This is a genomic window from Thermomonas sp., from assembly GCF_047606765.1.
Taxonomy (GTDB): Bacteria; Pseudomonadota; Gammaproteobacteria; order Xanthomonadales; family Xanthomonadaceae; genus Thermomonas.
On the sequence record NZ_JASGED010000127.1, the window covers coordinates 1 to 14,630 of the forward strand.

Below are 14,630 nucleotides of genomic sequence, written 5' to 3' on the forward strand. Positions count from 1 at the left end.
AAGAACTGGAAGTCGATCCATCACTGGAAGCCAGCGCTGGACAGCTTCCAGGTGATGTTCGGTGAGGAGCGCGTGCCGCTTGACGCGCTATGACCAAATCAAGTTACACAGTTTGTTTGACAGACCCGCGCGTTGGGATGAACTGGAACCACTGTTGCGGCAGGTGCGCGCCTAGGGCGAAAAGCTCCTTAAGCTGATTCAGATGCTGCCGGTGAAGTCGGCTTGCTGGAGGGACGTTTGTCCGCTGCACGCAGTGACATGAAGAAAGCGGAAGCGCAATTGCGCCAAAGCATCGCGGATTTGGCCGATAAGAACACGGGCGACTATTGGCTGATCCGTATCGGCTACCGCGAGGTGGCGCGCGTGACAGCGCAGGGCGCGCACGTCGCGGCCCAGCCGGCGCGCCAGTTCGCGCACGCCCAGCGGGCCGGCGCCCGTCATGGTTTGCAGCATCGTCCAGCGCAGCGGCGTGAGCGTGCGTGCCATCGATTCGGCAGAGATGAAGGTGCGATGTGCCTGTTTCGGAAACTTGCCGGCGGCGATGCTGGCCTGCAGCCGGGCCATGGCTTCGTCTGGTGGCATCACTTCAAGCACGATGGTGTTCATCGTTCCACCTCGCAATATCCGTCTTGAGTCACCCCCGCAGCCGTGGCATGCCGTGTTCGTCGCGTTCCTCGATCGCGGCGGTGTCGGCGATCTGCTGGCGCAGGTCGCGGCCCGGCAGGTCGAGCAGGGTGTCGCCGCGCTGGCTGCGCAGTGCGTTGGCATAGGCCAGCTTCGCGCGGGTTTCATCACCGGCCTGCGCCGCACCGTTGCCGAGTGCTTCCCATGCCGGTGCGCCCGCGCCCTGTGCGATGGCGCGATGCAGCCAGCTTTCCGCCTGCGGCCACTGGCCCTGTGCCTGCGCGATGCGGGCGGCGGCAAGCAGCAGCGCGGGACTGGACGGATGCGCGGGCAGCCAGCGTTCGATCTGCGCGCGGCGATGTTCGATGCGGCCCACCGGCAGGCTGCCGTAGAGGTCGGCCAGTGACTCGTCCCATTGCGCATCGAGTGCCTGTTCGATGCTGCGGGTGGCGGCTTCGTCCCAGCGCAGGGCAGCGGCGCGGCGTGCGTAGGCAGCGACCACTGCGGGTGTTGCGTGCAAGGTGGCGGGCAGTGCGTCCCAGCAGTCGGCCAATGCATTGGCATCAGCCGCCTGTTCCACGCCCTGCGCGGCCCAGCGCGCCTGCAAGGCGTCGAGTTGCGATGCCGGCAAGGCCTGCTGCTGGCGCAGTGCGCCGATCAGGCCATAGGCCTCGAAGCCGCGCCCGGTGGCTTCCAGCGCCTGTGCGCGCAAAGCCAATCCGCGCGGTGGCAGCGGTTGTGCCTGCGGTGCGTCGAGTGCGGCCAGCGCATCGCCCGGCTTGCCTTGCGCGAGTGCATGTTCGGCAATGACCAGCGCGCGGATTGCCGCATGGCGTTCGCCGAAGCCTTCCAGCAGCGCGTTGCCGGCGGCATCGTCGCCGCGTGCGAATGCTGCCTTTGCGGCAAAGGCGCGCGCCACCGCTTCGGTATCGCCCGCATCCGCTGACTGCTTCAACAATTGTTCGGCGCGCGCGTAATCGCCGCGTTGCCATGCGGTCAGGCCATCGGTCAGCTTCGCCCGCGCCTGCCGCGCGCGATGCCGCTTCCACGCGCGGAACGGAAGCCGCAGCAGGTTCCACAGCAATGCGAACGCGAACATCAAGGCAAGCAGGATGCCGACGCCGGCAGCAACCGTGGTGGTGTAGTCGGTGCCACGGAAACGCACCAGCACATGGCCGGGGTCTTGCAGCAGCGCCTGCGCAAGCAATGCGCCCAACACCGCCAGCAGCAGCCAGAACAACACGTTGCGGAACAGGTTCATGCGGCCTCCGGTCCGTGGTGGTTCGCGCCCAGCATCGCAGGGGCGATGCGAGCGCGGCGTGATTGGCTCATTGCCCGCGCAGTGCGCGCAATTGCTGCAAGGTCGTGCCCGCCAATGGCGATGCGTGGCGCAGCGGCGCGGTCTTGAGTTCGTTCACGATGCGGCGCTTCTGCGCAAGCTGCGGCGCACCGGCCAGCAGCGTCTGCAACCAGCCGTCGATGTGAATCAATGCGCGGCGTAGGCCGGCTTCGTCGCGGCGCTCGATGGCGGCGCGGGCCAGCCCGGTTTCAATCTGCAATGCGGCGATGGCGGCTTCGCGGTCACTGTGGTCGCGCAGGCCGGCACGCGCGGAAGGCTGCACCTGCACGAACTTGCGCAGCAGGCGCTGGTGCCACGGCAGGTTTGCCGATGCGGCATCGCGCGTGCGTGCGTCGGTGGTCGCATCGATGCCGGTCTGCAGGCTGTCCAGCAGCACTTGCGCGCGGATGCGCGGGTCTGCGCCGAGGGCATCCAGTGCGGCGCGTTCCTGCGCCAGTGCCTGCCGCAGGTTGAGATAGGCCGGGTCGTCCAGCCCGTCCAGCAGCGGCGCGGCCAGTGCCAGCGCGCGCTGCGCGCCGTCCATGTCGCCGTCCAGTTGCAGGCGTTGCTGGCCGATGGCGAGCAGCAGTTCCACCTGATCCAGCCGCAGCGCCTGCGCGCCGTGGCGGTCGGGATCGGCAAGTCTGGAAACGCTGTCTTCGATCAATGCGGCGCGCTGGCCGATGCCGAGCACTTCATCCCGCAGCACGCGGTTGGTGGCTTCCGCCTGTTGCAGCCGCTGCGCTTGCGCGCGCTGGGCCTGGCGCAAGGCTTCCACCCGCGAATCCAGCGCGTCGCGTTGTTGCTGCGCATCGGCATTCGCCCGTGCCTGCTGCGCCTGCAACTGCTGCCAGCCATACCAGCCACCCGCGCCCAGCACGATGGCGAGCAAGAGCAACAACAGCAGGCTGCCGGCGTGCGAGCGCCGTGCAGGTGCGGGGAGAGTGGGCGTCGGGTCGTTCACCCGCGCAATGCTAAACGAAGGTGTCGATGGCGGCGCGCAGCAGCGATGCAGGACGTGCATCGGTGGCGGTCACGATGCGCCGGAAACCGGCTTCACGCGCGGCCTGCGCCAGCCGCCCACTCGCGGCGACCACCGCGACCCGATGCAGCCGCGCATGCAGTGAAGCCGGTGCCTGCGCCAGCAATGCGTGCAGGGCTTCGGCACTGCTCAACATCAGCAAGGTTTTGTTCGGCGTGGCGAGTGCTTCCTGCAACCGCACCCATGCCTGCGGCGGAACGGTGACCGGCACGCGCGCATACACGTCCGCGCGCAGCACCTGCGCGCCGCGCTTCTGCAACGCGGGCGCAAGCGCACCGCGTCCGCCGGGTGCGGTGACCAGACCGATGCGCTTGCCGGCGATGGCCTGCAACTGCGGCATCGCCAGCAGGCCTTCGCTGTCCATGCGTGTGGGCGAATGTGCGTCGATGCCGATGCGCGAAAGTGCGCGGCGGGTGCCTTCGCCCACTGCCAACCATGGTTGCCCGCGACGCGGCTTGAATGTGCGCAGTGCCGATGCCGCGCGCACTGCATTCGGGCTGGTGAACAGCAGCAGATCGCAGGTGAGCGCGGCATCCAGCGCTGCTTCGGCATCGCAACGCATCTCGATGGCCTGCGGCGACAGCGCCAGCAGCCGCGCACCGGCGCGCGCGGACGCGGCGCGCAGGGAGGCATGCTGGCCGCGCGGGCGCAGCGACAACACGGTCCAACCATTTAGCAGGGGCGTCGGCATCGCGCCAGCTTGGCACAGCACCCCTGCATGCGGCAGGCTGGCGGCATGGACACACATGTTTCTACGCAAACGCCCTTGGCCGCGCTGAGCGCGCATCTGGCCGGAATGCCGCCGGTCGCGGCCATGCAGCCGCAGGTGCTGGAATGGCGCGACGGCATGCTCTGCCTGGGTGCGCCGCTGGCTGCCAACGTCAATGACAAGGGCTGCGCCTTCGGCGGCAGCCTGTGTTCGCTGATGACCATCGCCGGCTGGGGGATCGGCTTCCTGCAACTGGCCGAAGCCGGGCTGGACGCGGACATCTACGTGGCCGACAGCCGCATCCGCTATCTCAAGCCGGTGTATGAAGACCTGCGGGTGGAAGCGCGGCTGGATATCGCGGGTGAGGGCGCTGCCGATGCACTGGATCTGGCCGGCGCGCTGCGCGCGCGCGGGCGCGTCAATTTCCGGGTGGAATCGCGTGCGCCGCTGGCCGATGGTGGCGTTGCCGCCGTGCTGGGCGCACGCTACGTCGCCATCGCCCGGTGAACCGCGTCGTGCCGGGTTAGGATGCGGGCACACGCCCACGGAGAATGCCGATGCCCCGCTTGCTGCTGCGTTGCCTGCTGCTGTGTTGCCTCGCGTTGCTGGCGGGTTGCCCCAAAGCCTCCAGCAAGGGTTCGGCGCTGGATCAGGCCCAATATGCGTGGTCGGCGGCGATCCGCTGGGGGGATTTCGAGGGCGCGTGGAATCTGGTCGAACCCAAGGTGCGCGAGGAAAAGCCGCTGAGCGATATCGACTTCTCGCGCTACAAGCAGGTGCAGATTTCCAGCTATCGCGAGATGGGTGGCAGCACGCTGGGCAGCGGTGAAGTGGTGCGCGACATCGAGATCGGCGTGATCAATCGCAACACGCTGGCCGAGCGCACGGTGCGCTACCGCGAGCGCTGGCGCTACGACGAAGCATCCAGGACCTGGTGGCAGCTTTCGGGCCTGCCCGACCTGTGGCAGGGCGAATGAGCGCGGCACGGGTACAATCGCCGCCCCGTATCGCCATCACCCGGTCCTTCCCGTGACGTTTGCAGAACTGGTCGCCTTTGCCGGCCGCAACCCGATCCTGTCGCTGGCGCTGCCCGGCATCACCATCGCCATCATCTGGAACGAGATCGCGGGCCTGCTGGGCGGCATCCGCCGGATCGGCCCGGCCCAGCTGACCGCGCTCATCAATCGTGACAATGCGCTGCTGGTCGATGTGCGCCCGGCGGCGGACTTCGCCAAGGGCCATATCGCCGGTTCGAAGAACGTGCAGATGAGCCAGTTCGACCCCGAGAACAAGCAGCTCACGCCGGCCAAGGCGCTGCCAGTGGTGCTGGTGTGCAAGCTCGGCCAGACCGCCAGCGACGCCGCCAAGCGCCTGCGCAAGGCCGGGTTCACCAATGTTAGCGTGCTGGAAGGCGGCATCCAGGCCTGGCAGGCGGCGGATCTGCCGCTGGTCAAGGGCCGCTGACGGGATTCGGGTGCCGGGGGCTTGTGATCCGCCCCGAGCCGCCCCAAGTCAGGCAGGCACACGCTGCCGCGTGCGATAATCGCCCACTTTTCCGCGCCACACATACGATTTCTGGAGTTGTCCATGTCCGATGAAAACCTGAACGGTGCCGCCCCGGCTGCCGATGCCCAGCCGCAGGGCGCGACCTTCACCGTCGAAAAGCTGTACGTGAAGGATCTGTCCTTCGAAGCGCCGAACGCGCCGCAGGTGTTCAACGAACAGGGCCAGCCCGACCTGCAGATGAAGCTCAACCAGAAGGTGCAGCGCCTGAACGAGAGCGCCTTCGAAGTCAGCCTCGGCATCACCCTGACCTGCACCTTGAACGGCAAGACCGCGTATCTGGCCGAAGTGGAACAGGCCGGCGTGTTCGGTCTGGGTGGCTTCGAGCCGCACATCCTCGACGCGATGCTCGGCATCCAGTGCCCGAACATCCTGTACCCGTACGCAGCGGCTTCGGTTGGCCAGCTCATCACCGCTGGCGGCTTCCCGCCGTTCCCGATGCAGCCGATCAATTTCGAAGCGCTGTACGGCGAAACCCTGCGCCAGCGCGCCGAGCAGGTTGCGCAGCAGGGCGGCGACTTGCTCGCCAACACCGAAGCAGCCGGCAACGCCTGAGCTGGCGACTGCATGACGCAGTCCGACAACAAGCCGGCAGTCGCGGTGCTCGGGGCGGGTTCCTGGGGCACCGCACTGGCCGCGCTGATCGCCCGTCACGGCCACTCCACGGTGCTGTGGGGGCGCGATGCCGCCACCGTCGCGGCGATTGAATCGCAGGGCGAAAACACCCGCTACCTGCCCGGCATTCCGTTGCCGGGCGGTTTGCGCGCAACCACCTCGCTGCATGAAGCGCTGGCCGATGCTGATCTGGTCTTGGTCGTCGTGCCCTCGCATGCCTTTGCCGAGACCCTGCGCGCGGTTGCGCCGCTGCGTCCGTCGCAGGCCGGCGTGGCGTGGGCGACCAAGGGCTTCGAGCCCGGCAGCGGGCGCTTCCTGCATGAAGTTGCGGGCGAATTGTTGGGTGATGACGTGCCGCTGGCCGTGGTCACCGGCCCGTCCTTCGCCAAGGAAGTGGCCGAAGGCCTGCCCACGGCGCTTACCGTGCATTCGGATGATGCCGACTTCTGCCAGCAGGTGGCCGATGCCCTGCACGGCCCCGCCTTCCGCGCCTACACTGGCGACGACGTGCGCGGTGCCGAACTCGGTGGCGCGATGAAGAACGTGCTGGCGGTCGCCACCGGCGTGGCCGATGGCATGGGCCTTGGCCTGAACGCCCGCGCCGGCCTGATTACCCGTGGCCTCAACGAAATGCTGCGCCTGAACATCGCCCTTGGTGGTCGCCCGGAAACCCTGATGGGGCTGGCCGGGTTGGGCGATCTGGTACTCACCTGCACTGGCGACCTGTCGCGCAACCGCCGCCTGGGTCTGGCGCTGGGCAGGGGCCAGACCATCGACGAAGCGGTGAAGGCGATTGGGCAGGTGGTGGAATCCCTGCAAACCGCCAATGAAGTGATGCGGCTGGCGCAGCGCCATGGGCTGGATCTGCCGATTTCCGAAAACGTGCGCGACGTGCTGCACGGCACGGTGACGCCATCGGAAGGGCTGGCCCGGCTGATGGCGCGCGAACGCAAGGCCGAATACCCGCAGTCGCTGTTTGGTTGAGGCACCCGCAGGCGCACCTACCGCCGCTTTCGTAGCTGCCGAGCTTGCTCGGCATTGTGGGAGCCATGCGGAGCAAGCTCCGCATCTACGAGAGACTTCTTCAACATGCCGCCTGCGGCGGATCACGTTGCGGGAATCAACTCCACCACGTCCGGGTGCAGCGCGGCCAGACCCTGGTCGAAGGTTGCCAGCTTGCCGCCATGCCTGCGTGCCAGCGATGCCAGATAGGCATCGGTTACCTGCCTGTGGCCCAGTACGCCTTTCCAGTCCACCTGCAGATAGTCGATGGCATCCGCCCAGAAGCGGTGGCGCGGGTGTTCGATCAGGCTGCGCAGCGGCACGCGCGCGGATTCTGCATTCGCTACGGCGCGTGTCGCCAACAGAACGCGCAGCAAGCTGCCTTGGGTGATCGGGCAAGTGGCGAAACAGGAATGGAGCGTGCCAAACCAGCGTTCGGCGGTGCTGTGATGCACATGCGATTGATCCGCAAGGGCAACCAGCACATTGCCGTCGAGCAGGACGGCGGGCTCCATCGCCGTGCTTACCATTCGTCTTCCAGTGCCTTCACGTCTTCGTCCGTGACAGGGCGGGGCGAACGCACCACGGCGAGTCCGGTCACAGGACTAATGGAATAGGCCGCAGCTGGTTCAGCAACCCGATTCGTCACCACAGGTGGCTCCAACCCCCGCCGCATCAGCTCGGCCACGATCTGGCCCAGGCTGCGCCTGTTGTGGCGCGCAAGGCTGGTGGCGATGCGGTGCAGGTCGTCGGGCAGGTCGATGGTGGTGCGCATGACCGCATCATGATGCGGTCGCATCATGATGTCAAACCACAACAAAAAACGCCCGGCGATGCCGGGCGTTTTCGTGTTGCGTGGATGCTGGGATTACCAGGTGATGCGCGGGCCGACCAGCCACTGCGTGTCGCCACCGGAGAACTTCACGTCCGCCGCCACGCCCCAGGTCTGGTTGATCTTGACCACACCGCCGAGGCGACCATAGGCGTCACCGTCGTAGTGGTGGCCGTCCTCGTAGCCAAGCAGGGCATAGCCTTCGAACTTCGGGGCCAGTGCGCTGCGCACGCCGGCTTCGATGCTGTAACCCTCGAGCTTCGCGCTGCTGCCGGCATCGAACTTGTCATAGGCCACGTTGGCGACGAAGTCGGACTTCGGCGAGAACGCGCGGTTGTAGCCCACGCCGGCACGCCACTGGTCGAAATCCACGCTGGTGCCGTCGATCTTCTGGTTGGCATAGGTGCCGAACAGGTGGACGTTCTTGTGTACGGCGACCGAGCCGCCCAGGCCCCAGCCGTCGGCGTCGCCGGCGTCGGTATTGGTGGCGACGTAACCGCCCTGCACGTGGTTGTAGGACAGGCCGCTGTCCTGCGCGGACGCGGCGAAGGGCAGGGTAGCCAGCAGGGCAAGAGCAATGACAGAACGCTTCATGTGACACCTCATCGTTGTTGTTGTAGGCGCCGGGCCATGTGGCCTGACGTGGGGTGCATTCTGAATGCGCGTCTGCAACCGGGCCTGAATACAGAACCGAGCGGTACATGAACTATTCGGGTTCGCTGTGGTCGGGGGCAGCGCGCTCAGGCTGCGCCATCGAAGCCCATCTGCCGCCAGGCCTCGAACACGGTCACCGCCACCGCGTTGGACAGGTTGAGGCTGCGGTTGTGCGGGCGCATCGGCAGGCGCAGACGTTGTGCCTCGGGGATGTTGCTCAGCACATCAGGCGGCAGGCCGGCGGTTTCGCTGCCGAACAGAAACACGTCGCCAGCGCGGTAGGCGGGCGTGTCGAAGCGCACCGCGCCGCGCGTGGAGAAGGCGAACACCCGTGGCGGCGCACCTTCGGTGGCTGCGATGACGGCCAGCGCGGCATCAAGATCGTCATGCACCTGCATCGGCGCGTACTCGTGATAGTCCAGCCCTGCGCGGCGCAGGTGCTTGTCGTCGATGTCGAAGCCCAGCGGCTTGACCAGATGCAGCCGCGCGCCGGTGTTGGCGCACAGGCGGATCACGTTGCCGGTATTGGGCGGGATTTCCGGGCGATGCAGGATGACGTGGAACATCGGCTTGCCGAGCGCGGCGGGTGGCTTTTGGCACAGTGTATCGGCGCTGCGTGGCGGCTAGGATTGCGGCCTCACCGGGGTGTCCCGGTTTCTTCGCTTGCTCAGGAGTCGTCCATGTCCGTGTTCCGTCCCGCCGCACTGGCGCTTGCCCTTGCCACCGCGCTGTCTGCCGGTGCCTACGCGCCGCAGGCGCAGGCTGCCGAGCTGCCGGCGGTCGATATCCCGCATCAGAGCTTCACCCTGCCCAACGGGCTGCGGGTGATCGTGCATACCGACCGCAAGGCACCGATCGTGGCGGTCAATGTCTGGTATCACGTTGGCAGCAAGGACGAGCCGGCGGGCCGCAGCGGCTTTGCCCACCTGTTCGAGCACCTGATGTTCAACGGCAGCGAGAACGCGCCGGGCGAGTTCTTCGCCCCGTTCAAGCAGGTGGGTGCCACCGGCCAGAACGGCACCACCAATTCCGACCGCACCAATTATTTCGAGAACGTGCCGACCACCGCGCTGGACACGGCGCTGTGGATGGAATCCGACCGCATGGGCCACCTGCTGGGCGCGATCGACCAGAAGACGCTGGACGAGCAGCGCGGCGTGGTGCAGAACGAGAAACGCCAGGGCCAGAACCAGCCCTACGGCCAGGTGTGGGACGAACTTGGCAAGGCCATGTACCCGAAGGGCCACCCGTACCACCACAGCACGATTGGCTCCATGAACGACCTCAACGCGGCGTCGCTGGACGACGTGAAGACCTGGTTCAAGACCTGGTACGGCCCGAACAATGCGGTGCTGGTGCTGGCCGGCGACATCGACCTGGCCACCGCGAAGGAAAAAGTGGCGAAGTACTTCGGCCACATCCCGGCCACGCCGACGATGGCGCAGCCCAAGGTCAACGTATCGCCGCTGAAGGCCGACAGCCGTGGCGAAATGACCGACAACGTGCCGCAGTCGCGGGTGTTCCGGATGTGGAACGTGGCCGAATACGGCCAGCCTGACCTCGACCGCCTGCAACTGTTCGCGCATGTGCTGGGTGGTGCCAAGTCCTCGCGTCTCGACAAGCGGCTGGTGCATCAGGACAAGCTGGTGGACAACATCAGCGCCTCTGCCTACGGCGCGCAGCTGAGCAGCAGCTTCATGATTACCGCCACGGTGAAACAGGGCGTGGACGTGGCCAAGGTGGAAGCGGCCATCGATGAAGAACTCGAAAAGCTGCTGAAGGACGGCCCGACCCAGGACGAACTGGATCGCGCCCGTACCAGCATCCAGGCCGGCTGGATCCGTGGCGTGGAGCGCATCGGCGGTTTCGGCGGCAAGGCCGATGCACTGGCCGAGTGCGCGGTGTTCACCGGCGACCCGGGCTGCTTCCGTGACAGCCTGAAGACGCTGAGCGAGGCCACCATCGCCAATGTGCGCGCTGCCGGCAACAGCTGGCTGGGCGCGGGCAAGGGCAGCCACACGCTGGTGGTGAACCCCGGCAAGCGCGTGGACATTCCGGAAGACCCGGCGGTCACCCCGGCACCGTTCAAGACCCCGGCCGTCGATCCGAAGTACAAGACCACCGCCAGCGGCGTGGATCGCAAGGCCGGCGTGCCGATGCCGGCGAGCTTCCCGGACCTGAAGTTCCCCGAGGTGCAGCGCGCCACCCTGCGCAATGGCACCAAGGTGGTGCTGGCCGAGCGCCATGACATCCCGGTGGTGCAGATGAGCTACGAGTTCCGTGGCGGCTACGCGGCGGATCCGGTGGACAGGCCGGGTACTGCCAGCTTCGTCATGGGCCTGCTGGACGAAGGCGCGGGCGATCTCGATGCGCTGGCCTTCGCCGACCGGGCCGCAGCACTGGGCGCGCAGATGGGGGCCGGTGCCAGCCTGGACAGCGGCAATGCCTATCTGTCCGCGTTGAAGACCAATCTGGCACCGTCGCTGGCGTTGTTCGCCGACATGCTGCGCAAGCCGCGCTTCGAGCAGAGCGAGATCGACCGCGTGAAGGGCCAATGGATCGCCGGCATCAAGCAGGAGAAGGCAAACCCCAATGCCCTGATCCAGCGCGTGCTGCCCGGGCTGGTCTATGGCGAAGGCCATCCCTATGCCGCGCCGCGTACCGGCAGCGGTACCGAGGCGTCCATCGCCGGCCTGACCCGCGCCGATCTGCAGGCATGGCACGCCAGTGCCCTGTGCCCGCAGGACGCCACGTTGGTGGTGGTGGGCGACACCACGCTGGCCGAAATCGTGCCGGTGCTGGAGCAGCACTTCGGTGACTGGAAGGCTGCGGGCAAGGCCCAGGCTGCCACCAGCATCCCGGCGGTGGCCGCGCCGGCCAAGCCGCGCGTGTTCCTGATCGACCAGCCGGGCGCGGTGCAGGCCAACATCGTCGCCGCCAAGGCGGTGCCTTCCAGCGCCGATCCGGGTTCGGTCAAGTTCGACATGGCCAACATGGTGCTGGGTGGCGACTTCACCGCCCGCCTCAACATGAACCTGCGCGAGGACAAGCACTGGTCCTACGGTGCCCGCGCCGGTGCCGGCGGTGCGCTGGGCCAGCGCCTGTGGTCGGCCTCCGCGCCGGTGCAGATCGACAAGACCGGCGAGTCGGTGGCCGAAGTGCAGCGCGAGATCGCCGAGTTCGCCAGCGGCAAGCGTGGCGCGAGCGTGGAGGAAGTCGAAGGGATGGAGAAGATCCTCACCCTGAGCCTGCCCGGCGCGTATGAGACTGCGTCCTCGGTGATGAGCACCATCGCCAGCAACGTGCTCTACAACCGCCCGGACGACTACGTGTTCAAGCGCATGGCCGAGATCAAGGCGATGACGCCTGAGCAGGTCAACGCCGCCGCCAAGGTGCTGGATCCCAGCGGCCTGACCTGGCTGGTGGTGGGCGACCTCACCAAGACCGAGCAGGTCGTGCGCGACCTCAAGCTGGGCGAAGTCACGGTGCTGGACGCCGATGGCAAGCCGGTATCGAAGAAGTAGGCGATCCGTTCATCCTGTTGCAGCCGATGCCCGCCACACTGGCGGGCATCGTGCTTTCTGGAGTTTGCGCATGCGTTCGATGTTGTTGCTGGGTTGTGTCCTGTCGCTTTCAGCGTCCCTTTCCGCCTGCACCTTCGTACATATGGCACCGGGCGCGAAGCAGGTGAAAGTGCTGCCCGCCGCGCCGGTCGGCTGCGAGCAGCGTGGCGAGGCGAGTGTGTCGGTGCGCCATCAGGTCGGCTTCTACGAGCGCAGCGACATCCAGGTGCGTGACGAGCTGGAGACGCTGGCGCGCAACGAAGGCCCAGGCCTGGGTGCGGACAGCATCAGCCCGCTGGGCCCGCCGCAAGACGGTAGCCAGCGCTGGGCGTTGTGGCGCTGCGGGCGCTGATGGCGCTTCGATAGGCGGTTTTCCGGCCATACGTCGGCGGATGGCGGCGTAAAGCGTTATCCTGTGCGGTTCATGCGCCAGCAAAGCGCCCGCACACGAGTCCGCCCCATGCTGTTCCAACACGTCGCCATCGCCGGTCTGGCCCATATCGATGCCCCCCGCCGCCTGTCCTCGGAGGAGATCAATATCCGGCTGAAGCCAACGCTGGATCGCCTCGGCATCAAGACCGACGTGCTCGGCGAGATCGCCGGCATCCATGCGCGCTACCTGTGGGAAGAAGACGTGCAGGCCTCCGACGTGGCGACGCTGGCCGGCGTGAAGGCACTGGCCGACGCCGGCATCGACCCGGACAAGGTCGGCCTGCTGGTCAATACCTCGGTCAGCCGCGACTACCTGGAGCCTTCGACCGCCAGCATTGTCAGCGGCAACCTGGGCCTGCCCGACACCTGCCAGAACTTCGACGTAGCCAATGCCTGCCTTGCCTTCATCAACGGCATGGACATCGCCAGCCGCATGATCGAGCGCGGCGAGATCGACTACGCCCTGATCGTGGATGGCGAAACCGCCAACCTCGCCTACGAGAAGACCCTGGAGCGTCTGGGCCGCGAGGACGCCACCGAGGAGCAGTTCCGCAACGAGCTGGCCACACTGACCCTGGGCTCCGGTGCCGCCGCGATGGTGCTGGCCCGCGCCGAACTCGCCCCCGGCGCACCGCGCTACAAGGGCGGCGTCACCCGCGCCGCCACCGAGTGGAACAAGCTGTGCCGCGGCAACCTGGACGGCATGGTCACCGACACCCGCATGCTGCTGATCGAAGGTATCAAGCTGGCGCAGAAGACCTTCGGCGCGGCCAAGCAGGCGCTGGGCTGGGTGTCCGAGGAGCTGGATCAGTTCGTCATCCACCAGGTCAGCAAGGTGCATACCGCCGCCTTCACCAAGGCGATTGGCATCGACCCGAAGAAAGTCATGACCATCTTCGGCGAACACGGCAACATCGGCCCGGCATCTGTGCCGATCGTGCTGTCCAAGCTGCGCGAACTGGGCCGCCTGAAGAAAGGCGACCGGGTGGCGCTGCTGGGCATCGGCTCCGGCCTGAACTGCTCGATGGCGGAAGTGGTTTGGTGAACGCCGCCATGCAGCGCGGGATTCTTCGCAAAAGTCCTTGAAATACAGAAGGTTGCGAGCCATTCCATATAGATGGAATGCGGTTAATTCGCGAATTTCAATCTGTTAATTCGCGAATCAGTCGTTTTAATTCTAGAATCCGCGCATGGCCCGCCCCAGCCGTTCCCCGGAAATCGATGCCGCCCTGCTGCGGGCGGTGGCCGAGCATCCGCGCGATCTGGTCGCGATGGTGGCGGCCCAGCTGGGTCTGTCGCCGTCGCGGGTCAACATGCGGGCGCGGGCGCTGGTCGCGGGCGGCTATCTGGTCAAGCATGGCTCCACCCGGCCGACCTATGCGCTGGGCGCGAACCGGCGTTGCGTGCGTGACTATCCGCGCGCCGGGCTGGCCGAGGACCGGGTCTGGTTTGGCGACCTGCTGCCGCTGCTGGAACACCTGCCACGCAACGTGCTGGACATCGCCCATCACGGCGTCACCGAGATGGTGAACAACGCAGTGGATCACTCCGGGGCGCATGTCGTGTCCGTTGCGATGGAATGCAGCGGCGGGCAGTTGCGGTTCGTGGTGGCCGACGATGGCATGGGCATCTTCCGCAAGATCACCCGCGTGCTGGATCTGCCGGACGAGCGTCTCGTGCCGCTGGAGCTGTCCAAGGGCAAGCTGACCACCGACCCGCAGCGTCATAGTGGCGAGGGCATTTTCTTCACCTCGCGCATGTTCGATATCTACCGGATCGAATCGGGTGGATTGGTGTTCGACCATGACATGCAGTACGACCTCGACCTGCTGGATGACACCCGCGATGTTGCCGGTACGCGCGTGGAGATGCAGGTGTCCACGGATTCGCCGCGCACGGTCGAAGCGGTGTTCGCCGAATACTCCAGCGGCCCGGACGACTACGCATTCGCGCGCACCGTGGTGCCGGTGCGGCTGGCAAAGGTGGGCGATGAAAACCTGATCTCGCGCTCGCAGGCCAAGCGCCTGTTGCAGCGGGTCGAGCGTTTCCGCCACGTGGTGCTGGATTTCGCCGAGGTCGGAGGCATCGGTCAGGCCTTTGCCGACGAAATTTTCCGCGTGTTCGCCAACGCGCATCCGGATGTGGAACTGCTGCACGCCGATGCAACGCCGGGCGTGCAGCAGATGATCCGTCGCGCACAGGCCCTGCGTGACGAACAAAACGGCCAGTTGCCGCCATTGCAATGACAGGACGCG

17 protein-coding genes are annotated in these 14,630 nt (G+C 66.6%); 9 read left to right on the forward strand and 8 right to left on the reverse strand.

The window, feature by feature from the left end:
- Positions 1–198 precede the first annotated feature (198 nt).
- The 4 genes from QM612_RS11785 to QM612_RS11800 form a co-directional block, all read right to left on the reverse strand.
- Positions 199–606 carry a hypothetical protein gene (locus tag QM612_RS11785; RefSeq protein WP_415254073.1) on the reverse strand — a complete coding sequence of 136 codons (408 nt, stop codon included), beginning with the start codon at positions 604–606 and terminating at the stop codon, positions 199–201.
- A 28-nt stretch (positions 607–634) separates the two neighbouring features.
- Entirely contained in the window at positions 635–1,885 is a 1,251-nt protein-coding gene (locus tag QM612_RS11790) for a heme biosynthesis HemY N-terminal domain-containing protein (RefSeq protein ID WP_415254074.1), read from the reverse strand.
- Between the two features lie 67 nt (positions 1,886–1,952).
- Entirely contained in the window at positions 1,953–2,927 is a 975-nt protein-coding gene (locus QM612_RS11795) for a hypothetical protein (RefSeq protein ID WP_415254075.1), read from the reverse strand.
- A gap of 10 nt (positions 2,928–2,937) precedes the next feature.
- On the reverse strand, positions 2,938–3,696 hold the full coding sequence (locus QM612_RS11800) for a uroporphyrinogen-III synthase (protein ID WP_415254076.1): 759 nt from the start codon (positions 3,694–3,696) through the stop codon (positions 2,938–2,940).
- Between the two features lie 45 nt (positions 3,697–3,741).
- Here QM612_RS11800 and QM612_RS11805 point away from each other — a divergent pair, with 45 nt between their 5' ends.
- From QM612_RS11805 to QM612_RS11825, 5 genes are all read left to right on the forward strand, one after another.
- A complete protein-coding gene (locus tag QM612_RS11805; protein ID WP_415254077.1) occupies positions 3,742–4,221 on the forward strand; it encodes a YiiD C-terminal domain-containing protein in 480 nt (159 codons plus the stop codon).
- Between the two features lie 50 nt (positions 4,222–4,271).
- Positions 4,272–4,691, forward strand: coding sequence for a hypothetical protein (locus tag QM612_RS11810; protein ID WP_415254078.1), 420 nt, complete (start codon positions 4,272–4,274; stop codon positions 4,689–4,691).
- A gap of 52 nt (positions 4,692–4,743) precedes the next feature.
- Positions 4,744–5,178, forward strand: a complete 435-nt coding sequence (locus tag QM612_RS11815) for a rhodanese-like domain-containing protein (protein ID WP_415254079.1) — start codon at positions 4,744–4,746, stop codon at positions 5,176–5,178.
- A gap of 123 nt (positions 5,179–5,301) precedes the next feature.
- Positions 5,302–5,832: a protein-export chaperone SecB gene (secB, locus tag QM612_RS11820; RefSeq protein WP_415254080.1), complete on the forward strand. Its 531-nt coding sequence runs from the start codon at positions 5,302–5,304 to the stop codon at positions 5,830–5,832.
- Between the two features lie 12 nt (positions 5,833–5,844).
- Positions 5,845–6,876 (forward strand): NAD(P)H-dependent glycerol-3-phosphate dehydrogenase, encoded by a 1,032-nt coding sequence (locus QM612_RS11825; protein ID WP_415254081.1) that lies wholly within the window; start codon positions 5,845–5,847, stop codon positions 6,874–6,876.
- A 122-nt stretch (positions 6,877–6,998) separates the two neighbouring features.
- On the opposite strand, the gene QM612_RS11830 is transcribed toward QM612_RS11825, so the two are convergent.
- The 4 genes from QM612_RS11830 to QM612_RS11845 all read right to left on the reverse strand — a co-directional run bounded on the left by QM612_RS11830 (position 6,999) and on the right by QM612_RS11845 (position 8,946).
- The gene (locus tag QM612_RS11830) at positions 6,999–7,409 is read right to left on the reverse strand and encodes a TA system VapC family ribonuclease toxin (protein ID WP_415254082.1); all 411 of its coding nucleotides are present in this window, start codon (positions 7,407–7,409) and stop codon (positions 6,999–7,001) included.
- A gap of 8 nt (positions 7,410–7,417) precedes the next feature.
- The gene (locus QM612_RS11835; protein ID WP_415254083.1) at positions 7,418–7,669 is read right to left on the reverse strand and encodes a hypothetical protein; all 252 of its coding nucleotides are present in this window, start codon (positions 7,667–7,669) and stop codon (positions 7,418–7,420) included.
- A 93-nt stretch (positions 7,670–7,762) separates the two neighbouring features.
- The gene (locus QM612_RS11840) at positions 7,763–8,320 is read right to left on the reverse strand and encodes a diffusible signal factor-reguated Ax21 faimly protein (protein ID WP_415254084.1); all 558 of its coding nucleotides are present in this window, start codon (positions 8,318–8,320) and stop codon (positions 7,763–7,765) included.
- Positions 8,321–8,466: 146 nt separating this feature from the next.
- Positions 8,467–8,946: a tRNA (cytidine(34)-2'-O)-methyltransferase gene (locus QM612_RS11845; RefSeq protein ID WP_415254085.1), complete on the reverse strand. Its 480-nt coding sequence runs from the start codon at positions 8,944–8,946 to the stop codon at positions 8,467–8,469.
- 114 nt (positions 8,947–9,060) lie between these two features.
- On the opposite strand from QM612_RS11845, the gene QM612_RS11850 reads away from it, so the two are divergent.
- From QM612_RS11850 to QM612_RS11865, 4 genes are all read left to right on the forward strand, one after another.
- The gene (locus tag QM612_RS11850) at positions 9,061–11,904 is read left to right on the forward strand and encodes a M16 family metallopeptidase (protein WP_415254086.1); all 2,844 of its coding nucleotides are present in this window, start codon (positions 9,061–9,063) and stop codon (positions 11,902–11,904) included.
- A gap of 70 nt (positions 11,905–11,974) precedes the next feature.
- Positions 11,975–12,295, forward strand: a complete 321-nt coding sequence (locus tag QM612_RS11855; RefSeq protein WP_415254087.1) for a DUF4156 domain-containing protein — start codon at positions 11,975–11,977, stop codon at positions 12,293–12,295.
- Between the two features lie 108 nt (positions 12,296–12,403).
- Positions 12,404–13,420, forward strand: coding sequence for a 3-oxoacyl-ACP synthase III (locus QM612_RS11860; RefSeq protein ID WP_415254088.1), 1,017 nt, complete (start codon positions 12,404–12,406; stop codon positions 13,418–13,420).
- Between the two features lie 145 nt (positions 13,421–13,565).
- Positions 13,566–14,621: an STAS-like domain-containing protein gene (locus QM612_RS11865; RefSeq protein WP_415254089.1), complete on the forward strand. Its 1,056-nt coding sequence runs from the start codon at positions 13,566–13,568 to the stop codon at positions 14,619–14,621.
- The last annotated feature ends 9 nt before the right edge of the window (positions 14,622–14,630 follow it).